Genomic DNA, 23,193 nt, shown 5'->3' on the forward strand with positions numbered 1-23,193 from the left:
GGCACGTCGTCATCAATATGCGTTCGGGTTGTCGGCCATGTCTTCGGCCGTGGTCTTGCCCTTCATCACGCGGTAGACCCAGCTGGTGTAGGCCAACACGATCGGCAGGAAGATCACCGTCGCCACCAGCATGATGAACAGCGTCAGATGGCTCGACGAGGCATCCCACACGGTCAGGCTGGAGCCCGGCTGGCTGGACGAGGGCAGCAGGAACGGGAAGATCGCAAAGCCCACGGTCAGGATGATGCCGGCAATCGACGCGCCCGAGGCCAGGAACGCGGCCATGCCACGGCGGGCCCGCAGCAGCGCCGCACTGGCCAGCGCACCCACCAGACCCAGCAGCGGGAACACCAGCGTCAGCGGCATGCTGCTGTAGTTGCGCATCCAGCCGCCCGCCGCCGTGCCCACCGCCGCCGTCTTCAACAGCGGGTTGGTCGGGCCGTCGGTCACCACCTGCGAGGTGATCTCGTAGCCCGGCAGGCCGAAGGCCACCCATGCACCGCCCGCAGCAAACAGCACGAAGCTGAGCAGTGCGGCGATGCTGCCGTAACGTGCCGAACGCTCGGCCACCGGGCCGTCGGTCTTCAGCACCAGCATGGCCGCGCCGTGCGACACCATCATCGTCACGCCCACCAGGCCGGCCAGCAGCGCGAACGGGGTGAGCAGGCCGAAGAACGAACCGGTGTAGAAGATGCGCATGCTGTCATCGAAGTGGTACGGCACGCCCAGCAGCACATTGCCCACGGCCACGCTGGCAATCAGCGCCGGCAGCAGCCCACCCACGAACAGCACCCAGTCCCACGTGGTGCGCCAGCGCTGGCTCGGCATCTTGCTGCGGTACTTGAAGCCCACCGGGCGCAGGATCAGGCCGAACAGCATGGCGAAGATCGCCAGATAAAAGCCCGAGAAGCTCACCGCATACAGCGGCGGCCACGCGGCGAAGATCGCACCGCCGCCCAGCACCAGCCATACCTGGTTGCCTTCCCACACCGGGCCCACCGTGTTGATCACCAACCGGCGCTCTTCATCGGTCTTGGCCACGAACGGGAGCAGGGTGCCCACGCCCAGGTCGAAGCCGTCCATCACCGCCCAGCCCACCAGCAGAATGCCCAGCAGCAGCCACCAGATCACGCGTAGGGTGGTGTAATCGAGTCCAAAGATTTCCATCGGGGTTCTCCTGCCTTATGCCTGACCGGGAGCCGGTGCGGCGGCAATGTGGGGGCGCGGCGTGTTCGTGAGCTGCAGCGAAGGAAGAATGTCTGCAGGGCCGGTACGGATCGCCTTGAGCATCAGCTTCACCTCGATCACCAGCAGGATCGTGTAGGTGGCCGTGAACACCGCCAGCGTGGTCAGGATTTCATGCAGGGCCAGGCCCGACGCCGCATAGAAGGTGGGCAGCACGCCATCCACCGCCCACGGCTGGCGACCATACTCGGCCACGAACCAGCCGCATTCGATCGCGATCCACGGGGCCGGTATCGACCACACCGCCAACCGCAGGAACCAGCGCTTGTCCTGGAAGTTGTTGCGGCAGGAGAAGTAGAAGGCCAGTGCGAAGAACGCGATCAGGTAGAAGCCCAGCGCGGCCATGATGCGGAAGGTCCAGAACAGCGGCGCAACGCGCGGCACCGTATCCATCGCCGCCTTGGAGATTTCCTCCGGCGTGGCATTGAGGATGTCGTCGCGGTAACGCTTCAGCAGCAGCCCATGGCCCAGATCCTGCCAATGGCGGTCGAACATCTCGCGCGCCTCGACATCGTTCTTGTCCTTGCGCACGCGTTCCAGCGCACCGTAGGCCAGCTGGCCGCCCTTGATGCGGTGCTCGGCGCGGTCCACCAGTTCCAGGATGCCGGGAATCGGCTGGTCCAGCGAACGCGTGGCGATCAGGCCCATCAGGTACGGAATCTTGATCGCGAAGTCGTTGGTCTGGGTCTGCTGGTTCGGAATGCCGAAGGCGGTGAAATCGGCCGGGGCACGCTCGGTTTCCCACATCGCCTCGATCGCGGCCAGCTTCATCTTCTGGTGTTCGCTGGCGGCATAACCGCTCTCATCGCCCAGTACCACCACCGACAGCGACGACAGCAGGCCGAACGCGGCGGCGACCGCGAACGAACGGCGCGCCATGTCCTGGTGCTTGTTGCGCAGCAGGTAGAACGCGCTGATGCCCATCACGAAGATCGCGCCGGTCACGTAGCCCGCGCTGACCGTATGCACGAACTTGGCCTGCGCCACCGGGTTGAACAGCACCGCGGCGAAATCCACCACTTCCATGCGCATCGTGTCCGGGTTGAACACCGCACCGGTCGGGTTCTGCATCCAGCCGTTGGCGATCAGGATCCACACCGCCGAAAGGTTGGTGCCCAGCGCCATGAACCAGGTCACCGCCAGGTGCTTGACCGGGCTCAGCCGCTTCCAGCCGAAGAAGAACAGGCCGATCAGCGTGGCTTCCAGGAAGAACGCCATCAGCCCTTCGATCGCCAGCGGGGCGCCGAAGATGTCACCCACGTAGTGGCTGTAATACGACCAGTTCATGCCGAACTGGAACTCCATCACCAGGCCGGTGGCCACGCCGATGGCGAAGTTGATGCCGAACAGCGTGCCCCAGAACAGGGTCATCTGACGCCAGACCGGCTTGCGGGTCATGACGTACACGCTTTCCATGATGGCCACCAGGAAGGACAGGCCAAGCGTGAGAGGGACGAAAAGGAAGTGGTACATCGCGGTCAAAGCGAATTGCAGCCGCGACAGTTCTACGACTGTCGAATCGATCATGGCCTGGCTACCTCGTTGGGGGTTTTGCCGTTTCAGGTGGCGGGAAGGGGGTCTACGGGGTGAATTCTGTGACCAGCAACTTCAAACAGCCTTGATTGAGATCAATGTCTTAACGGAGTCCCGGGGTGATCGTAGGCGTCCTGTCCTGCGACCGCGCGCCGCACCGGAAGGGTGGCCGGCGCCCATTACAATGGTCGGCACCTTCCTGTGGCCGCCAGTGAACTGCTTTGAGCATACCCCCCGACGCGCCCGCCATCGAGACTTCCGCCCTGCGCCGGCAGCGCCTGCAGTGGCTGAATGGCCTGGCGGCCAGCGCCCGCAGCCGCCAGCGGCTGGCCGCGTTGTGTATCTGCACGTCTGGAGCGCTGCTGATCGGCCAGGCCGCGGCCATTGCCTGGCTGATCCAGGCGGTGCTGGTGGAACGCCGCCCGCTGGCCGCCGCCACCCCGGCGCTGCTGGGTCTGCTGGCCATCCTGGCCCTGCGGGCCCTGCTGGGCAGCGCCACCCAGGCCGCCGCCGGTGATGTGGCCGATGCCGCGCGGCTGACCCTGCGTGAACGGGTCTACCGGCGCCTGCTGGGGCTGGGCCCGCTGTGGCTGCGCCAGCAGCGCAGCGGTGAGCTGGGCGAACTGATGCTGGCCCATGCCGACGCGGTGGAGAGTTACTACGCCGGCTACCAGCCGGTGCGGGTGGAAGTGGTGGTGGTACCGCTGCTGATCCTGCTGGCGGTGGCCTGGGTGGACTGGGTGGTGGCACTCATTCTGTTGTTCACCGCGCCGCTGGTGCCGTTCTTCATGATGCTGGTGGGCTGGGGCGCCGAAGCGGCCGGCCGCGCCCAACTCGGCGAACTGGCGCGCATGAGCGGGCATTTCGCCGACCGCATCAAGGGGCTTGGCCTGCTGCGCCTGTATGGCCGGGGCGAGGCCGAGCTGGAAGGCGTGGCCGCCGCCGCCGAAGGCGTGCGCGAGCGCACCATGAAGGTGCTGCGCATCGCGTTCCTGTCCTCCACCGTGCTGGAATTCTTCGCCTCGGTCAGCGTGGCCATGGTCGCCCTGTACCTGGGCCTGAGCTACCTGGGCCTGATGTCCCTGCATGCGGCCGTGCCCACGCTGGGCGCGGGCATGTTCTGCCTGCTGTTGGCGCCGGAGTTCTATGCGCCGCTGCGGCGGCTGGCCGCGCATTACCACGACCGCGCCAATGCACTGGGCGCGGCGGCCGAAGTGGAGCGGCTGCTGGGCGAACTGCCGGCGGCGCCGGTTGATGATGCGGCAGCGCCACCGCTGCGTGCGCCGGAACCGCTGGAGGCGCATGCGCCGCCGCTGGTGGTGCGCGAGCTGGTGTTGCGCCCGCTGGGTGCGGACCACGACGTGGTGCAGCAGCTGTCGTTTCAGATCGAGGCAGGCCAGCGGCTGGCGCTGGTCGGCCCCAGTGGCAGCGGCAAGAGCACCTTGCTGGAGGCGCTGGCGGGCTGGTTGCCGCCACGCTCGGGAAGCATCGTGCTGCGGCCCGGGTTGGAGGTCGGCTATGCGGGGCAACGCCCGTATCTGTTCCACGGCAGCATTGCCGACAACCTGCGCCTGGCCGATCCCGGCGCCAGCGATGCCCGCCTGCGTGCCGTGGCCGAGGCCGCGCAGGTGATGCGCTTCGCCGTGCACCTGCCGCAGGGACTGGATACCGTGATTGGTGAGCGTGGCTTCGGCCTGTCCGGGGGTGAGGCGCGCCGCATCGGGCTGGCGCGGTTGCTGCTGCGCGACCCGCAGGTGCTGCTGCTGGATGAGCCAACCGCCTTCCTGGACCCGGAAACCGAAGCGGCGTTGCTGCAGACGCTCGCGGCGTTCGCCCGCGACCGCGCCGTGGTCATCGCCACCCACAGCGAAACGGCGATGCGCTGGGCCGACACGCGGCTGGTGCTGACCGCACAGGGCCGCGCGCAGCTGACGGAGGAGCCGGCATGAGCGCAGATTCACTGCGGCAGGTCATCATCCGCCACCGCGGCCGCCTGCTGCTCACCGTGCTGCTGCTGTGGACCACCATGCTGGCCGGCACCGCATTGCTGGGGCTGTCCGGTGGCTTCCTCACCGCTGCCGCGCTGGCCGGTGCGGCGGGGCTGGGCAGCGGCTTCAACTTCTTCTCGCCCTCGGCGGGCATTCGTGGTCTCACCATGGCGCGCATCGTCTCGCGCTACTTCGAGAAGCTGGTGGGCCACGACGTCACCCTCCGCATCGCGCGCGACCTGCGCGTGTGGTTCTTCCGCCGCGCGCTGCCGCTGGCCCCGGCAAAGTTGGCCGGTATCCGCACCGGTGAACTGCTGGCGCGGCTGATGTCGGACATCGGCGAAGTGGACGGCCTGCTGGTGCGCGCCATCGGCCCGTTGCTGGCCTTGGCCGGCATTTCGCTGGTGGCGGTGGGTTCTGCGGTGGTGATCTATCCGCCGGCTGCGTTGCTGCTGGCCGTGCTGGCGCTGCTCATCGGCGTGGGCGTCCCGTGGCTTACCGTGCGCGGTGCCAGTGGGCAGGAGCAGGATCGCGCGCTGCACCGTTCGCAGCTGCGCACGCAGGCCTTTGAAGGGTTGGAAGGCGCGGCCGATCTCACCGCGTTGCAGGCCCGCGAGCATTGGAACCAGCGTGTGCTGGTGGCGGCCAAGCAGCTCCGCTCGCGTGACCGCCGCCGTCGCTGGCGCCTGGTGGCCGGCAACGCGCTGCATGGGATGTGTGCGGCGGTGGGGTTGGTAGGCATGCTGTGGGTGGCGCTGCACGGGTTCGAGCGCGGCGCGATCGACGCTGCGCTGGCGGCGGCGCTGGTGTTTCTCACCGTCGCATTGATCGAGTTGTGGGCCGGCATCGGGCTGGCGTGGCAGTCGTGGTTGTCCGGGCGGGTCGCGGCGGGGCGACTGGAAAGCATCGTGGACCAGCCGCCGGGCGTCGTTGATGCCGATGTGCCGGCGGCGTTGCCGGCGATGGCGGCCACGCTACAGCTGGAGCAGGTGGATTTCCGCTGGCCGGGGCAGGGCAGGGCGCTGCTGGATGGTGTGCAGCTCACGCTGGAGCCGGGGGAACGCATTGCCATTCGCGGTGACAGTGGTAGCGGCAAGACCACGCTGTCCTCGCTGTTGCTGCGGCTGTGGGATCCGGATGCCGGCCGCGTGCTGTATGGCGGGCAGGACATCCGCAACGTGGCCCAGGCCGACTGGCACCGCCAGATCGCGTGGTTGCCGCAGCATGCGCCGGTGTTTGCCGGCAGCATCGCCGACAACCTGCGGTTGGGCGATGCGCAGGCCGACGACGCGAAGTTGTGGCAGGTGCTGGCCGACGTGCGCCTGCGCGAGTGGGCAGAGCGCATCGGCGGGTTGCACGCATGGGTAGGCGAGAACGGCGCCACGATGTCGGCCGGGCAGGCGCGCCGCCTGGCGCTGGCGCGCGCGCTGTTGCGTGGTTCGTCGATCCTGTTGCTGGACGAACCGACAGAAGGGTTGGATGTGGATACCGCGCATGCGCTGTTGCACGACATGGTGCAGGCGCTGGGCGGGCGCAGCCTGGTGATGATCACGCATGACGCGCTACCGGATGGCATCGTGCATCGCAGCTACCGGTTACACGACGGAAGCCTGCGGCCGGCGTGACCGGCACGCCATGGCCGCGATGCAGGGTGCGCGATGTGCGATGTGCGAAACCGGTAGGGTCGCATCCCAATCGACTGCCGGGGTGGTGATCACTCCATTGGGGCACGGACCAATGTCGAAGGCGTAGTTCCGAAGCCGGTTCCGTTCGGGGGTCCATGCCTCAATGTGCCTGGAGACGGCTACGGCAGTCGATTGGAATGCGACCCTACCGAAACGGGCATGCGTCGCGCCTGGCGCGGCGCATGCGGCCTACGCCGCGATGCGGAATTGGGCACGCGCCGCATGGCGCATGCTGCCCGACGCCTCGACGCCTCGACGCCTCGATGCCGCGGTGCTGCGATGCCGCGATGCCGCGATGCCGCGATGCGGCGATTCCAGGTGCCGGTAGGGTCGCATCCCAATCGACTGCCCGGGTGGTGATCAATCCATTGGGGCATGGACCACAAACGAAGCCAGGTGACGTTTACGACATAAATATGGACGGCGTATGTTGTGGAGAGAACCACGAAACGGAAACGTCAAGAATGTTGCAGATCGCCCCTGCCAACACTGAGGAGATAAACGGCGTATGCCAAGCACTACAGGCCTTCAACCACCCCTACATCGGCAACGCCGAAGCTCTCCCCATTTACCTCATCGCACGCACCCCATACGGTGCCGTGGCAGGCGGCATCCTGGCGGACGTCGCCTTGGGTTGGCTTGAAATCCATGTCCTCTGGGTAGAGCCGTCCCTACGTAGCACGGGGCTTGGGAAATCGCTGCTGCAATCCTGCGAACGCCAGGCACTTGCGCTGAACGCGCACTCTTCGCGCCTGGACACGTTTGATTGGCAGGCTGAAGCCTTCTATCTCAGGAACGGCTATACCTGCTTTGGTCGCTTGGCGGACTACCCGGTGGGCCACGAACGTGTGTTCATGTGCAAGCGGTTGAGGGACCTTGGCTGACGCGCGGGGTAGGGCGAACGTACCGGTTACGACACCATCTTAGGCAGAGCCAACCAATCCGCCGCAATCAACTGAGACAAACGATTTCCATCGCTCGCTGGTATCTCGCAAGGTATCCATCGGAGCCTGAGAATTCCGACAGAGATACACTGCATTGCAAGTCCTGCGTCGGGAGGGTGGTGAAATACAACACCCTTGTGGAAATACGCCGCGCCCGGATCTCTGTTCGGTTCTCAGCCTCCCGACTCCCTCTCTATCCGGCGAGGGAGATTTCCATCGGAGGTCTACCATGCACAGCAATCAGCCTGAAGCGCCATCATCTGAACGCCGCAAACAAGCGCTGCATCGTTACCCGCCCAGCAGCTTGCGCGTCGATACCCTGTATTTCCCCGGCCACCCAGCCGAACCTGGCGACATCTCCGTTCCGTGCCTGAAGCTGCGCGGCATCTGGATGCAGGTCGCAGGGTTCGAGATCGGCGCGCGCATCAAGCTCGACGTCAAACCCGGCGCCATTCTGCTTACCGTAGATGCACCGCCCGCATCGGCGATGCCGAAGATCAGGAAGATGGGGCGTCTGCAGTTGGCGCGCCTACAACAGGCGCAGACCCCATAGCATCGGGCTTTTCTCGTAGCCGGCGTATCGTCATGATCACCTGCACGAACTGACTATGGCGCGACCATCGATGTCCGCTTCTGGCCGAAAGCGGACATTGGCCCAACGGGCAGGCCAGCGGCGCTTCCATCCAATTACCGGAACATTGAGCACTTCGCTCGAGCGGGCCCGACACCGTGCGTTTGCATTCCCATCTATGCACGCAAGTCGCTGACTACTATTCGAACCGCTGCTCCATCGCGTGATGCTCCGACTCCTCTCTCCTGCGCTCACGCTCGATTAGTAGGTCGAGGTCCGCGACCTTATTCGCTACCAACGCCCGGACCTCAGGCAATTCATGCGTAATCAGCTCGCGAAGCGCCTGCTGTCGGGCTTCGATGATCGGAACGCGTGAGTTCGTCCAACTGTTCGGCTCGGCTTGGTCAAAAGCGAACTCAATCAGGCTGGATTTGTCAGACACAACGTCCAGGAGCTTCTTGAAGTGTTTGCTTAGTCGAACCGAGGATGTCGAATCGTCGATCTCCTCCGACCCGTCCTTTGCCTCGTAGACGCGGATGTTGCGCGCAACGAACTCATGACGTCGAGCGTCCTCTCCGCACCACGTCAGGAGCTGATCGATGGATGCAAGATTCAGCGACGGCGATGACTCACCGGATCGCTGCCGGAACAACCAGTCCACGGCGTCGGACTCGGGCTCACTCCGTTCGATCTCGAGCAATGCATTCAGCAGCATCTCGGGACGTGCCTCGATGAATGAGGGCAGTACCTCGGAGTAATTCTCCCGGGAGAGCCGATATTCCTTGACACCGTCACAGAGCTCGCCGACGAGCCCGGCTACCTCGTCGTCGGGCGCGCCAAGACCGAGCGCTTCTACGATCAGCTTGCCTATGCCGTGATGTGCAGGCCGGTTCGCATCGGTGGCCTGATCACGCAACAGGTAACCCAATGCGAATCGAATGGCCGAGAAGATCTGCGGCCCCGGGATGTAGTTCCAGTCACCCCTCGCGTAAAGCCGCATGATTAGCATCTCGAAGGACGAGTGATATCCCTCTGGAAGTTGGCAGACCGCATTCGTAAGCGCTGAAAACTCGACGTCCGACATCAACTCGTGACGTCTGCCATGGCCGACCGCCTCAAAATGATTTGCGGGCACGCTGCCTTGTCGGGCGACGTCGAGCAACCGCGCACTCCCCCAAGGCGTGATCCGAGTGGCCAGAAGTAGCCAGACGCTGTACGGCTTGAGCTCAGCTTCCGCCAGCAACTTCTCCTGAACTCGGGGCAGCAGGGCCGAGTCGCGCTCCGCGATCGCAGACAAACATCCCTCGATGAACGCGACGCTGGCGTGGCCGGGGACACGTGCCTTGAACGACGGAATCAACATCTCGATCAGCTCTTCCAGATCTCCGAAGGCTTCGGCGTAGCCGCAACCCAGCCAAGCGACCGGTCTTACGCGAGACTCCCAGATCTGCGGCGCCAAACGCTCGAACAGGCCCGGGTTGGAGACGAGCGAACGTCCCAGCGCGAGGACGCGGTCCCGCAGTGTCTCCAGCTCTGCCCCGTGGTCGGCGCCCATACGGTGGGGATGCAACCATTCATGGACAAAAGCGTAGGCGACGATCTCAGACTCGAGGTCGGAGGGCGCCGCAATAGACTGCAACCCCTCCAGGCGCCGCAACACAGCCGTATCAAGACTCGAGCTGTCGTACTCGAGGGTCTGGCCGATAGCCAACCAAATTGCAGGCCAACACCCGCCTGTGGCATATGCTGATACTAGGACTTCCAGAGAATCGAAACAGCCAGCAGAGGTCCAGAGCTGTCGAAAGTTCGCTGCGATCAGTGACTTCGCCCACTCGCGCGGGTCATCGTCTGACTCGAGTATCGGATCGAGCAGCGAAAGGAATCCGTCATACCAGTCGCGTCGCTCCTGCGCGGATTTGGGCCTCCAACCCGGTCCGCGCTTGCGCGCGCCGAACTGAAATCCTCCGAAGGACGTCCACGACCGCGCCTCGAAGGCTGCGCGCAGCAGCTCGCCAGCGATCTCGCGGTCACGGGGCTCACCGGTGGCAAGCAGCCTCCCCACAAGCGCCTGACGTCGGGCTGGGCCAGCCATGGTTCCGGATAGATGCAGCTGATGAAGTTGGCACAACCGACCCACGACGCTGTTGTTGTTTTCTCCACGACGCTCAGTCCGAGCAATACTGAGCAAGATACTCGCCGAGCGGTCGAAGGCCTCGTCGTCATAAGCCAGATCGAAGAGGAGCCGGACAAAACGCTGAACGTTAGGATTGGCGCGGTCGGCGAACCCCGGAATGCGGGCCGATTGCTCGATCGCGCCAAGAAGGACGTCCGGGAAAATCGGAGCCACATAGTTGAGAACCACGAGGTAGTCGTCGCCGAGTGTCGCTAGGTTGGCCAATGGTGCACCCGACTCGACCCACGTGAGGGCCAACTCGCGGGCGCGTTCGTTGTCGTGGAAATATCCGAGGCGGTGGGCACAGGACTGGAGCAGTCGGATGTTCTCTGGCCTCAGGAGCTCGCGGTTGATGTCCTTAGGTTCGTAGTCGTCCAATGCACGGCGCGCGAGCCGGTTTGCGAGGGCATGCGGCAACACGGCGCGCCAGCTGCCTCGCTTCTGGGCGAGCTGCCTACGCACCAGCTCAGCTTGGGCATGCTGCAGGTCGGCGCGCGATACCTCGGATATCGACGACAGGACCCCGAGTTCATCCCCATACTCTTCGCGGGAGACATTGAACGAGTAAACGAGCGATAGAACCGTTGCTGCCCGGAGCAGGTCCGCTGACTCGCCCTTGCGCTGCTGGAACAGCCGCAGGAAGAGCTGCTCGTCATTAAAGCTTGTAAGCGATTCGTCTGCCTCCACCCGGTCAGCGAGCGCCAGCGCCAGTCGGGCGTTGCCGCCGGCGAACTCGGCAATACGCGCTGCATTGAACTGATTGAGCTTGGGGTATCGCCGAAGAAGAAGTTTGGTGACTGTCTCCTCGCTACTCGGCTCGATATGGATGACATCGGTCTCCTCCGGTCGGTCGTCAGAGATGTCGTACTCGATGGTAAGCAGACGCAATGGGGAGGAGCTGGCACTGAGCTGTCTCTGCAGAGATCGGTGCGTCTGTGGTGGGCAGTTGTCGAGGACGACGTAGCTCGCCAGCTGGTTAGCGATCAGGTAGGTGACCACGGCTGATGCCGAAGGTGTCAGGTCCTCGCCTAGATCGGCGTAAAGGACGTCGGTTGCAGGCAGTGTGTCATCCCCAACATTCTCCTCGAACAGGGCCTGTGCAAAGCGTGTCTTGCCAACGCCTGACAGTCCTGTAATGCGCACGGCGCGAGAGCCTGACCGCAGGCGCGCCCGCGCCAGTTCGATCCCCTCCATGACCGTCATCAAGTTCTTTTCGCTTGAGCTGCCATCGATCACGCAGGGGTGAGCGTCGGCCAAAAACTCGTCCTTATCGGCCTTCGGTGTCGAGGCCCAGCGACCATAGGGTCGCCACCCCGCCAGCGGCTTGCCAAGCTTTTCCCGCGCCCAGAGCGCAACACCGGGATGGCTCTTCAGCCACAACGCCAGCCGGTCGGAGCCATAGAAGTCCAAGTAAAGATCCGCGCCCGCACCATACGCTTTCAGCGCCTCCTCCATGCCGGCGAGGCGCCCCTTGTACATGGTCGCCGAGCAGCTGTCCTTGCCGCTGACGATGATGTAGGCCCCCTTCTCATCTGCGAGTGCCTTGATTGAGTCCTTAAGCCCACCCGCCTCGAGCATCTCCAGTTCGCAGCTCCTGCGGCTCATGCTGTGCTTCTTCACTTGGAACCCGGTGTTCGCACGTGGGACGAAGGCCGGCCGCACGAGAGGACGTGCGGTCGCCACGCTAACGTCCAGTCCGCCGTCAGCTGCTTCCTGCGCCCCGCCGGCTTGCACGCTCGACCGGGGAAGCCCCTGCTCGCGAAGCTCGGCTTCCGCTAGTCGAGCGACCAGCTCTCGCAGCTGGCCGTCGTCCAGGGCGGTGATATCGGCAGCAGCTAGTTCCAAGAAGTCCATCAATCTCTCGAATTTACGGTGCGGGCCCTCTCGCCCATATGCCGAGGGTGCGACCAGGGTTGTAGGGGCTCGACTGACGAAGCCTCTGGGCTTCGAGTAGATTGCCAGGTTGAACAACTCCATGTCCCGGACCTTCTGGCCAAGCCGGGGCCTAGTCCGGGTAGTGCAGCTGTCTTTCAGATAGCCTACCGTTTTTCTATCGCAACTATTGCGACCGTAAGAAGCTCGAACCGCAATCAGCAAGCGCCCCAACCCCAAAGCTTGTCGCGCATGCCGGCTCTTAAGGCGGGCAGGGTTTCGTTGGATAGAAGAGCCCGAGCCGTGCCCGATGTAGGCGGAGCTCTTCCTACGCAGCTTGGAAATAGGGGCGCGCTCTACGTCCGCTTTTGGCCGAAAGCGTACTCCCGAAGTAAGTTTTGCTGACCACCACTCCATTAGTCGTGTCTGCTAGGCCTCCGTCTGTTCTGCAATGAGGCCTCGACCAGCATCCTATCCGGGTAGTTGTCATCGTTCGTTGTTTTCTTCGCGCCACCTTAATGCTTGTGGGAGCAAAGTTTTTCTAAGTCTCGGGGGAGACATCCATCCACCACTTTTATTGTTGGGATGGACGCATGCAGTGCTTAGATAAAGAAGTTCTTCAGCGGTGGCAGCAAGATCCCGGATTTCGTAGGCAGGCCTTAAAAGATGCCATTCGATGGCAGACGAGGCTCGTGCCTGCATATCCGGGCATTGGAGACCAACCGGTGGCGATTTGCGCACTGGGGTATAGATGGTTCGATACCCCAGTCGAGGCAATGGCAGACGCCATTCATCGCGCTGGGCATGTTGAGCCGGATAGAGATTGCACGCTCGAAGGCCAAGAATGGGATATTCAGCAGGGTCTTGGTGGGCTGTGGTGCGTGTCGGGTCGACCTTGGGCGAAGGCGCTCGTAGTGATGGACTTCATTTCCAGGGTCCGACGAAAGCATCTGCGTAGCCGCGTCCCGGATCCGCGGTAATCGTGCGGGGAAACGAGCGGGAGCTTGCTAGATGGTTTCCTCGTTGCGGGACGTTGGAGCAGGTCCCGTATGACTGCTCTCATAGTTCTGCCCGATTCTCGCTGGAACTCTGTCGGAACCGCTCCCCCCCTGGCCAACTCTCCATGGCGAGAGAACATCATCAACTCCAGTCCCGAGAAGCGCGAGCGGATAGCTACAGCGCATCGAAGGCCCTCAGAGCCTGCGTCGTCAAGTTGGTGAGGTGGTCCGTCCTCATCGGGGCAAGGCATGGGACAGGCCCAGTATTGCATCAGCGGCAAGTCACTGAGCGGTCGCGTCGATCTCGACGAGAGGCTTATCGCCGACTTGGCGTCCATGGGGATCCACCAGCCATACGGACCACTTCATATAGCGGGCGCGCTGGCGATGGACGGTCGCTGCGTCGATCTCATGCCCATCCAATCCGATCAGTCTGCGTTCGGAGTCCACGGTGAAGATGGCCGGAGGTTCTGCGAGCAGGATCGCGCCCAGCAGAGGGCCATCTTCGCGTCGACGCAGGTCGAAGATGTCGTCTACGCGAATTGAGCAACTGTATGGCGCTGCAACGATGAAAACACGATCGTCTTCGCTCGGTGACACTAGGTCTCCAGGCGCATTGCCGTTAGGGCTGCGGCTCAATCGGACCGCTTGGTTATTGGCGGCACCGCTCGTTCGCGCTATCAAGAACCAGTTCCCTTTATCGTCCGCTGCAATTGTGCCGGGCTCGGCACGGGTGATACACACGTACTTGAAAGCCTCAAGCGGAAAGCTCATCACCATCTCCTGCGCTGCCCCGGCCTATCCGAGGCCGTCGGCATCCTATCACCGGTCGTGGGCACGCTAGGGGCTAGGCCTCCGCAGTCCTGGCGGTGGAACTGCCAGGAGTAGGCGCTCCCAAAGCCAAGAAGTCGGGGCGCCTACAGCTCGCACGGTAGCGGGAAAAGCAGACCTCGCGAGCGCAGCAAATTGGCAGGCGCAATGCCAATGTGCGTGTGCATCACGCTTCTGGCTTCCTCGGCGGCAGGCTGCCGTCACGCTCATGCCAGAGCGGCAGCTCCAGCGCGTGACGTTTGAGCATGGCCGTGATGTGCGCACGCGCGTGCTCCCGCTCCGTGTGCGCGCACTGGTCCACAATCTCGGCCGCCAGCTGTTCAAACTGCGGCCAGAACTGCGCCGGATGGCGCGTGTGCGCCAACCAGTGCGCCAGCATCTCGTCCAGCGCATCCAGCCGGGCCTGTATGTCGGGGCGCACGCTCATGACACGGGCGCCACCAGGTTGAGCGCAACACGGTAGTGGTGGCCGTCGTCGTGCAGCTGAACCGTCAGCCCCGGCTGCAGCACGTCATCCACATGCAGGGTAGGCTGCCCCTGCGCCGTGCGGGTGACTTCGAACTCATAGCGGCTGCGGCCGAAGCGGTAGCTCAGTTCGAATGACGGCCAGTCATCGGGCAGGCAGGGGGCCAGCGACAGACGATCGCCTTCGCGGCGTATGCCGAGCAGGGATTCGACCAGCAGGCGATACATCCAACCGGCCGAGCCGGTGTACCAGGTCCAGCCGCCACGCCCCACGTGCGGCGACACGGCGTAAACATCGGCCGCCAGCACATAGGGTTCAACGCGGTAGGTCTGCACCGCCTCCGCGTCCAGCGCGTGGTTGAGCGGGTTGATCATGCCGGCCAGCTCCCAGGCACGCGGCGCATCGCCCTGTTGCGCAAAGGCCATTGCCGCCCACACCGCCGCGTGGGTGTATTGGCCGCCGTTCTCGCGCACGCCCGGCACGTAGCCGCGAATGTAACCGGGGTCCTCCGTGGTCTTGTCGAAGGGCGGGTCGAGCAGCTGGATCAGTTTGGCGTCCTTGCGCACCAGATGCGTGTACAGCGAATCCAGTGCCTGCCCGGCACGCTCCGGCGTGGCAACGCCTGAGAGCACCGACCAACTCTGGGAAATCGAATCGATGCGGCATTCCTCACTTTGCGTCGAGCCCAACGGGGTGCCGTTGTCGAACCAGGCGCGGCGATACCACGCACCGTCCCACGCATGTTGCTCCAGGTTCTGGCGCAGGCTGTCGGCCTGCTCCTGGCACCAGTGCGCGCGGTGTTCATCGCCTCGGGCGTTGGCCACCGCGGTGAAGCGGCGCAGCGTGTCATGCAGGAAGAAGCCGAGCCACACGCTTTCGCCACGCTGCTGGTCGCCGACGCGGTTCATGCCGTCGTTCCAGTCGCCACTGCCCATCAACGGCAGGCCGCGCTCGCCGAGCAGCCGGCAACCGCGTTCCAGCGCGAGCACGCAGTGCGCATACAGCGTGCCGCGCAGTGCTGAAGGGGTGGGCATGTCGTAATACCCTTCCTCTTCGGGTGTCACCGCGCGCCCCTCGATGAAGCCCACCAGTTCGTCCAGCACGCTGGCGTCGCCGGTGACCTCCAGGTAGCGGCAGGCGCCCTGCGGCAACCAGAGGTAATCGTCCGAGCAGCGGGTGCGCACGCCGCGACCCTGCGGCGGGTGCCACCAGTGCATCACATCGCCTTCGGCGAACTGGTGAGCGGCACATAGCAGCAGGTGTTCGCGGGCCAGTTCCGGGCGCGCGTGTACGAGGGCAAGCACGTCCTGCAACTGGTCGCGGAAGCCGAACGCACCGCCGGACTGGTAGTAGCCACTGCGCGCCAGGTAGCGGCTGCCCAAGGTCTGGTAGACCAGCCAGCCATTGGCCAGCGCGTCCAGCGCCGGGTCCGGCGTGCGTACCTGCACGCTGGCCAGCACATGGCGCCAGTGGATGCGCACGGCGTCCAGCGCATCGTAGGACGCCTGCGCGCCTTGGCGTCCGCGTGCCAACGCGAGCGTTTCCTCGCGGTCGCGGCCCGCGCCCAGGCGGAACGTGGTTTCGCTGTGTTCGCCCGGCGCCAGCTCCAGCGGCACCTGGATCGCCGCGCAGGGATCCAGGCCCGCACCGGCGCGTGCATCCAGACGTTCGCGGCGCAACCCCGCCGGGGCGTGCAGGCCGCCGTTGCGGCCGATGAACTCCACGCGGTCGCAGGTCCAGCCGCAGCCTTCGGCATCGGTGTCGAAGAAGGCCATGCGGCCGCCGAACTCGGTGTTGTAGCTGTTGCGCGCCAGCAGCGCGCCGCTCTGTGGGTCGCGTTCGGTGACTACATGCATGCGCGACTTCGGGCGCAGGTCACCCATCACCCATTCCACGTAGCCGATGGCCGACAGCCGCCGTGGCCGGCCCGAGAGGTTGTGCAGGCGCAGGACCGAGAACTTCAACGGCGCGTCGACGTCGACGAACACCCACAGCTCGCTGACGATGCCATCTTCGATATGTTCGTAGACCGTGTAGCCGAAGCCATGGCGCGTGCGGTACGCGCCGGTGCCCCGGCGCGGCAGCGGCATCGGCGACCAGACGCGACCGGTCTCCTCATCGCGAATATAGAAGGCCTCGCCGCCGGTGTCGGACACCGGATCATTGAGCCACGGCGTCAGGCGGAATTCGTGCGCGTTCTCGAACCAGGTGTAGCCCGGCGCACTCTCGCTCACCACCGTGCCCATGCGGGCATTGGCGATCACATTGGCCCACGGCGCCGGCGTCGGGGCATCGTCGCGCAGCACCACCACGTATTCGCGGCCGTCCTCGCTGAAGCTGCCGGTGCCGTTGTCGAACTGGCCGGCGCCACGGTACGGAAGGAACGGCCACGGGTCGTCCAGCTCTTCGTCGTGCTCCGGGCCCGGGGGCAGGCCGGGTTCGGGTCCGAGCTCGGCGACAACGGGAAGCCCTGCGGTCTCCTCCATCGACAGCGCCAGTTCCTCCTGCACCTCCAGCGGTACCAGCGCGGGGATCCGTCGCGCGGGCGGGAGCTGGCGCCCCACCTGCGCGGCCAGCGTGCCGTCCTCGTCGCTGATCACCACCCGTGCCACCGCCTGCAACAGAATGCGGTCTTCGTGGGTCATGTTCTGCACCGGCCGCACGAAGATGCCGCCTGGGCGGTCGAGCAGGCCGGTTTCCGAACTGGCGGCCACCATGCCCAGGATCTGGTCCTGCAGTTCCTGCCGGTAGCCGGCCTTGCTGTCGTTCCATACGACGAGGTCCGTATTGAGCCCCTTCTGGCGCCAATAGGCATGCGCCTGCACCAGCTGCCGGACCAGCTCCACGTTCTCCGCGTCGGTGACCTTGAGCAGCACGATGGGCAGGTCGCCCGAAATGGCATGACCCCACAGCCCGGACTGTCCTCTCTGGTTCTGCTGCAGCACGGCGGTGCCGGCGCGCAGCAGCGGATTGGCATACAGCACGTGGCTGGCCAGGCGCTCATACAGCGACGCCTCGGCCTGGGTGGCGTTGATCTGCCGGCGCACCACCTGGCTGTGCGTCCACGCCAGGTCGAAGACGCGGTCGGCCAGGCGGCGGTCGCGGTACTTGTCCACCAGCGACTCGCACCCGGCACGGTCGGTGCCGATGCCAAACACCATGTCCAGCTGCACGGTCTGCTCGGGCTCCAGCACCACGCGTACGCGGATGGCCACGATGGGATCGAGCACCGAGCCGTCCGAGCCGGAAAGCTCCGCATCGGTGGTCAACGCACGCGGCGTGCGCGGCGTGTTGCCACGGCCCAGGAAGCGCGCCCGGTCGGTTTCGTAGGAGATGGCCGCCACCGGTGCGTCATGCACCGCCACCAGATGGAACATCCACGGTGGTACCTCGTCGTGCGAGCGCGGTCGGCGCGTGCACAGCACCGCCTGCTTGGCCGCCAGGATCTCGCTCTGCACGAACAGGTTGCTGAAGGCCGGGTGCGCATCGTCGGCTGCAGCAGGTGCCAGCACGACTTCGGCATAGGTGGTGATTTCCACCGTGCGCGCGCGACGGCTGCGGTTGGTCAGGCGCAGGCGCCGCAGCTCGATGTCGTCCTCGGCGGAGATGGCGACCTGCAGGTGGCTCTCGCAGCCACGGCGTGCGCCGCGGAATTCCGCCTTGGCGTCGGAGAAGATCGCCTCGTAGTTGTCTACCGGCACGCAGGTGGGCTGGTACGCGGCCGACCAGAACTCGCCGCTCTCCACATCGCGCAGGTAGCAGAACGAGCCCCAGGCATCGGTGGTGCCGTCCTCGCGCCAGCGGGTGAGCGACAGGTCGCCGTGGCGGCTGTAGCCACCGCCGGCATGGGTGAGCATGCCGTGGTAGCGGCCGTTGGAGAGCAGCTGCACTTCCGGGCGCGGGCCGGCCGGGTTGCGCAGCACGCGCAGCGCGGTCTCGTCATGGGCCATGGCCGAGTGCTCGCCCAGCGCCTCGACTTCATGCGGATGGAAGACGCCGATGCGTGGGATGCGCTCCTGCAGCAACAGCAGCGTGGCCTGGAACTCCACGTCGGCCACGAAGCGGCGCTGCATCGGCTGGTCGCGCAGCAGGTAATCCAGCGACAGCAGGCCCATGCCCTGGTGGTGGGCCATGAACGAACGCAGCAGCACGTGGTCCTGCCCCGGCGGTAGCCGGGCGGGGGTGAAGTCGATCGCCTCGTACATGCCGAAACGCCCGACGAACCCCAAGCCTTCGATCGCCTGCAGGTTCTGGCACGCCGCTTCCGGTGCCACCATCAGCGCCATCATGCTGGCATAGGGTGCGATGACCCGGTCCTGGCCCAGGCCGCGCTTCAGCCCCAAGCCCGGCACGCCGAACGCGCGGTACTGGTAGTTCAGGCGCGCATCGACCGCGTTGTAGCCGGACTCGGACACGCCCCACGGCAGGTTAAGGGTGCGGCCGTAAACGATCTGCGCCTCCACGGCGTGGCGCGCGGTCTGGTCCAGCAGCGTGTCCGGATAGCTGGGCATCACCAGCTGCGGCATGAGGTACTCGAACATCGAGCCACTCCAGGACAACAGCGTGGGCGTGCCGTTGACCTCGGTGAGTAGCCGGCCGAGAGCGAACCAACTCTCCTGCGTCAACTGCCCTTGAGCGATGGCCACGAACGAGCACAGTCGCGCTTCGGAGGCCAGCAGGTCGTAGAAGCTGTTGTCCAGGCGGTGGTCGTCGACGTTGTAGCCGATGGAGAGCAGCTTGCGGGCAGGGTAGAACAGGAACGCGTACTCCATCAGCGAGAACTGCCCGGCGCGGTGCGCCAGCGCCTGCAGTTCCTCGATGCGCTCGCGTGCGTCAGCACCGGCCGTCCCGGGCAGGGCGGCCAGCTGGCGCAGGCTGGGCACAGGGGCGTCGGCGTCCGCGCCGGCATTGGCAGGAAGCTCGGCGAGCACCGCGACGGCGGCATGGCATTCGGCCGCGAACAGGGCCGGCCAGTGCAGATCACCTTCCTCGGGTGTTTCCGGTGCGGGCCACTGCGCCAGCACGGCGTCGGCCAGGCCAGCCAGCTCCTGCAAGCAGGCGAGCGTCTGCGCCGTCCCAATGGGGCAGTCGGCGCGCGTTGACGAAAGATGCTGGCGAACCTGATTGAGCGACTCGCCCAGTGACGCGTCGCTATAGCGATGACGCTGCCGTTCCTCGTCCAGCACGCCGAACGTATCGGCCAGGCCATCGAACGTGTGCGGCGCCAGCACCGGCGCGTCCACCAGCGCGAGCAGGCCCTGGCGCAGCGTGAGCAGGTGGCCGGCAAGGTTGCCGCTGTCCACGGTGGAAACGTAGCGCGGCGGCAGCGGCGCCAGGGTTTCGGTGTCGTACCAGTTCAGGAAGTGGCCGCGATGGCGCGGCAGCTGGTCCAGCGTGTCGAACGTGAGGGCGGTGCGTTGCGCGACCGCGCGCTGCTGGAGATAGCCGAAATCCCACGCAGACAGATTGGCCAGCAGCGAGAGGCCGATGTTGGTGGGCGAGGTGCGCCGCGCGACCACCAGCGCCGGATGCTCCTGGATATTGTCCGGCGGCAGCCAATGATCCTGCTCGCGCACCCACGCCTGGAAGAACGACCAGGTGCGCCGCGCCAGCCGGCCAAGGAACGCCCTCTGGGTATCGGAGAGTTCGGCCACGATGGCGGCAGGTGGCCGGCCCAGCCACGCCATCAACGCCGGCGCGAAGGTCCACGCCAACAGCAGGGGCAGGGCAATCGGCAGCGCCTGCGGGCGCAGGCTGGCCACCACGGCTACCAGCGCAAGCGCCAGCAGCGAACCGGGGGCCATCACCCGCCATTCCGCGCCACGGTCGCCGCCGAGGCGGCGCTCCACTTCGCTGGAGGGGTTCCATTGCAGCAGGTGACGGCGAGTAATGGCCATGCGCCAGAGCGTGCGCAGCACCGCGCCGCCAGCCAGCAGCGCTTCATACGGCAGGCAGGCAATCTGGGTGGCCGCGCGCAGCAACGACTGCAGCGTGCCGCGCCCGACCTTGATGTAATGCGCTTCCAGCGGCGTGTCGTCCGGCACGCTCAGCGCATCGCGCAGCATGCCGATCAGCGGCGGCGCGAACCACAGCGCCAGCACCCATGCGGTCCATGCCACCGGGTTTTCGGCATACAACCAGCCCGCAACCACCAGGACCAGGGCTGCAATGGGCACCAGGCTGCGGCGCAGGTTGTCCAGCAACTTGCCGCGCGACAGCAGGCTGAGCCGGTTGCGTTCCCAGCCCGAGCCCGGGCGCGGTGTCCACGGCATCAGCCACGGCAGCAGCTGCCAGTCGCCCCGGATCCAGCGCGCACGGCGCTTGGCGTCGGCGGCGTAGCGCTCGGGGTAGTCCTCGTACAGGCGCACATCGCTGACCAGTCCTGCGCGGGCATAGCAGCCTTCCAGCAGGTCGTGGCTGAGGATGCGGTTCTCGGGCAGGCGGCCTTCGAGCGCGTGCTCGAAGGCTTCCACGTCATAGATGCCCTTGCCCACGAACGAGCCTTCGTCGAACAGGTCCTGGTACACGTCCGAGACCATGCGCGTATACGGATCGATACCGGGCTCGCTGCCGAACATGCGGGCAAAGCGCGACGTGCGCCGCCGGCCCAGGCTGGTGCCCACGCTGGGCTGCAGGATGCCGTAGCCCTCCACCACGCGTTGCAGCGTGGGATCGAAACGCGGGCGGTTGAGCGGGTGGGCGAGGGTGGCGACGAACGCACGTGCTGCATCGCGCGGCAGCTGCGTGTCCGAATCCAGCGTGATGACATAGCGGGCGCCGATCAGCGCCGCCGCATCGCCAACAACGCGCATGAACGCGGCCGCATCGCCGTGGCGGAGCAGGGCATTGAGTGCGGCCAGCTTGCCGCGCTTGCGCTCGTGGCCCATCCACACCCCTTCGCCCGGGTTCCATTTCCGGGGGCGGTGCAGCAGGTAGAAGCGGTCGCCGCGCTCGGGCGCGTAGCGGTGGTTCAGTTCCTCGATCTGCGCAACGGCGTGCGCGAGCAGCGTGGCGTCCGTCGGCAACGTGGCTTCTGCAGCATCGAGAAAATCCGTCAGCAGCACGAAGCGCAGTTGGGGATCGCGGTTGGCCAGGAAGCGCACTTCCAGCGCTTCCACCAGCACGTCGATGCCGTCGGTGCTGGAGAGCATCGAGGGCACCGCCACCACGGTGGCGCAGGCGGCCGGGATGCCTTCGCTGAAATCGAGCTTGGGAAGCGGCCGAGGGGCCACCAGTACCGTCGCGGTCCAGTTCACCAGCACGATGCCCAGCTCACTGAACACCAGCAGCCCGAGCAGCGCACCCAGCCAGAGCGGAACTTCGCCATGGCCGGTGGCCAGCAGGCCGAAGGTGGCCAGCGCGGCCAGCACGGTGATCGGCAGCAGGTACAGCGCCAGCGGCAGGCGATGCGCCAGCCCGCGAGCCTTGCGGTGGCGGGGTGCTGCCTCGGCCACCGCGTCAATGGTGGCGCTCATGCCTTCGCCAACCAGCCAGTAGCCCACGTGCGTGCGTGGCCCGTCCGGCGGCGTGGCCGCCCGTGCCAGGTCCAGCGCGATGTTCGCCACGCGCTCTTCTGCTACACGGCTTCCGCGCGCGATCTTCTCCACCACGTGGCGGTAGGCGTCGCGGGTGCCGAAATCCATCTGCGGGTAAACGGCCATCGGGTCTTCCCGCAGCCGCTGCTCCACCACACTCATGTCTTCAACAAACGTGCGCCAATCCATGGTGGAGAGGAAGCGCAGGCTGCCGATGCTGTTGCCGATAGAGACCTGGTCGGCTGCCTGCTGCTGCCCTTCGGCGGCCACCAGTTCGTCGATGCGCTGCCCAGCCGCGGCCGCCCACTGTTCCAGCCAGGCGACGGGCATGGCCCACGCGCCACCGCGCCCCTGCAGCGAGCGGGTGAGCTCGGCGATGAACGCGCCGGTCAACGGCGGCGCGGAGCGGGCCATGTCAGCCACCACCAGCACCACATCGGTGGGGGTTTCGGACGCGGCCTGGTTGAGGTTGTCGGCCCATTGCGACGCCAGGCGCCGGTCTTCGCCATCGCGCATCACCCGCGCCGCCATGCGCCGCAGGTTCTCCAGCAGGGCAAGGCGCAGCATGATGGGCACGGCCCACAGTTCGCCCAGGCTCAGCGGCGCCAGCGACTGGTACGAGGCGATGAAGCGGCCCAGCGTATCGCCGTCGATGCGGCCGTCGCCGTGTGCGATGGCCTGCATCGACAGTTCATACACGCGCGGCAACCCGGCCGACGGGCCAGCGGCAAGCGAAGGCAGCTGCCGGCTGTAGCCACGCGGCAGGTGGCGCCGCGCGGTCTGGATCTGTTCTTCAATCAGGTAATAGTTGTCGAGCAGCCATTCCCCGGCCGGGGTGACCGGGCGCTGTTCGCGCACCACGCTGCTGAGCAGGGTGTTTGCGTCTTCCAGCACACGCTGGTTGGCCTGCAGGCGTTCGAGCAGCCGCTCCGGGCTGGGCCGCATCCGCACACGGTGCTGGCGCGCCAGTGCGCGGCCGTACACCTCCATCTGTTCATCGCTATACAGCGCGGCCCGCAGCGGACCCTCGGTGGCCTCGATGGCGGGTGCAGAGGCCTGGCGCTCGCGCCAGCGCAAACGTACGAGCCGACGCAGGCGAAGCCAACGACCAAAAAGACGACGAAGGTGGGGCATAGGGTACCGAGGGGGGAGGCAGGTCGCGTCCTCATCCTTGCATTTGGGGTACCCGGCTAACTGTGAAGGCCGGTTCAGCCCCAAGCGATCCGCCTGATTCTGACGAATTCAGCGACGCCGACAGGGCAGCGTTGCGCACTCGCCTGCGCTATCGGCCGGATGAGTCGGCGGGCGACGACGGGGTACAACGCGGCACGACGGGGCACGACGGTGCACGA

General features: G+C 65.7%; 10 protein-coding genes. 4 read left to right on the plus strand and 6 right to left on the minus strand.

All coding sequences use genetic code 11. The annotated features are described in order from the left end of the window. Positions 1 to 12: 12 nt before the first annotated feature. Positions 13 to 1,167: a cytochrome d ubiquinol oxidase subunit II gene (cydB, locus tag ACREPD_RS07935; protein ID WP_431598803.1), complete on the minus strand. Its 1,155-nt coding sequence runs from the start codon at positions 1,165 to 1,167 to the stop codon at positions 13 to 15. Between the two features lie 15 nt (positions 1,168 to 1,182). After that, positions 1,183 to 2,772: a cytochrome ubiquinol oxidase subunit I gene (locus ACREPD_RS07940; protein ID WP_431598804.1), complete on the minus strand. Its 1,590-nt coding sequence runs from the start codon at positions 2,770 to 2,772 to the stop codon at positions 1,183 to 1,185. A 227-nt stretch (positions 2,773 to 2,999) separates the two neighbouring features. On the opposite strand from ACREPD_RS07940, the gene cydD reads away from it, so the two are divergent. The 4 genes from cydD to ACREPD_RS07960 all read left to right on the plus strand — a co-directional run bounded on the left by cydD (position 3,000) and on the right by ACREPD_RS07960 (position 7,948). Continuing rightward, positions 3,000 to 4,727, plus strand: coding sequence for a thiol reductant ABC exporter subunit CydD (gene cydD / locus ACREPD_RS07945; protein ID WP_431598805.1), 1,728 nt, complete (start codon positions 3,000 to 3,002; stop codon positions 4,725 to 4,727). Continuing rightward, on the plus strand, positions 4,724 to 6,391 hold the full coding sequence (gene cydC / locus ACREPD_RS07950; RefSeq protein WP_431598806.1) for a thiol reductant ABC exporter subunit CydC: 1,668 nt from the start codon (positions 4,724 to 4,726) through the stop codon (positions 6,389 to 6,391). Before cydD ends, cydC begins: the two co-directional genes overlap by 4 nt. A gap of 524 nt (positions 6,392 to 6,915) precedes the next feature. Then, on the plus strand, positions 6,916 to 7,335 hold the full coding sequence (locus ACREPD_RS07955) for a GNAT family N-acetyltransferase (RefSeq protein WP_431598807.1): 420 nt from the start codon (positions 6,916 to 6,918) through the stop codon (positions 7,333 to 7,335). Between the two features lie 289 nt (positions 7,336 to 7,624). Then, positions 7,625 to 7,948: a hypothetical protein gene (locus ACREPD_RS07960; protein WP_431598808.1), complete on the plus strand. Its 324-nt coding sequence runs from the start codon at positions 7,625 to 7,627 to the stop codon at positions 7,946 to 7,948. 217 nt (positions 7,949 to 8,165) lie between these two features. Here the strand turns inward: ACREPD_RS07960 and ACREPD_RS07965 are convergent, their stop codons facing one another. From ACREPD_RS07965 to ACREPD_RS07980, 4 genes are all read right to left on the minus strand, one after another. After that, a complete protein-coding gene (locus ACREPD_RS07965) occupies positions 8,166 to 11,993 on the minus strand; it encodes a hypothetical protein (protein ID WP_431598809.1) in 3,828 nt (1,275 codons plus the stop codon). A gap of 1,298 nt (positions 11,994 to 13,291) precedes the next feature. Then, positions 13,292 to 13,783 (minus strand): hypothetical protein, encoded by a 492-nt coding sequence (locus ACREPD_RS07970; RefSeq protein WP_421570224.1) that lies wholly within the window; start codon positions 13,781 to 13,783, stop codon positions 13,292 to 13,294. Between the two features lie 223 nt (positions 13,784 to 14,006). Then, positions 14,007 to 14,267 carry a hypothetical protein gene (locus ACREPD_RS07975; protein ID WP_431598810.1) on the minus strand — a complete coding sequence of 87 codons (261 nt, stop codon included), beginning with the start codon at positions 14,265 to 14,267 and terminating at the stop codon, positions 14,007 to 14,009. After that, a complete protein-coding gene (locus tag ACREPD_RS07980; protein ID WP_431598811.1) occupies positions 14,264 to 22,975 on the minus strand; it encodes a GH36-type glycosyl hydrolase domain-containing protein in 8,712 nt (2,903 codons plus the stop codon). The genes ACREPD_RS07975 and ACREPD_RS07980 overlap by 4 nt, the downstream gene beginning before the upstream one ends. Positions 22,976 to 23,193 lie beyond the last annotated feature (218 nt).

This window comes from Stenotrophomonas sp. (assembly GCF_050737075.1).
Classification (GTDB): domain Bacteria; phylum Pseudomonadota; class Gammaproteobacteria; order Xanthomonadales; family Xanthomonadaceae; genus Stenotrophomonas.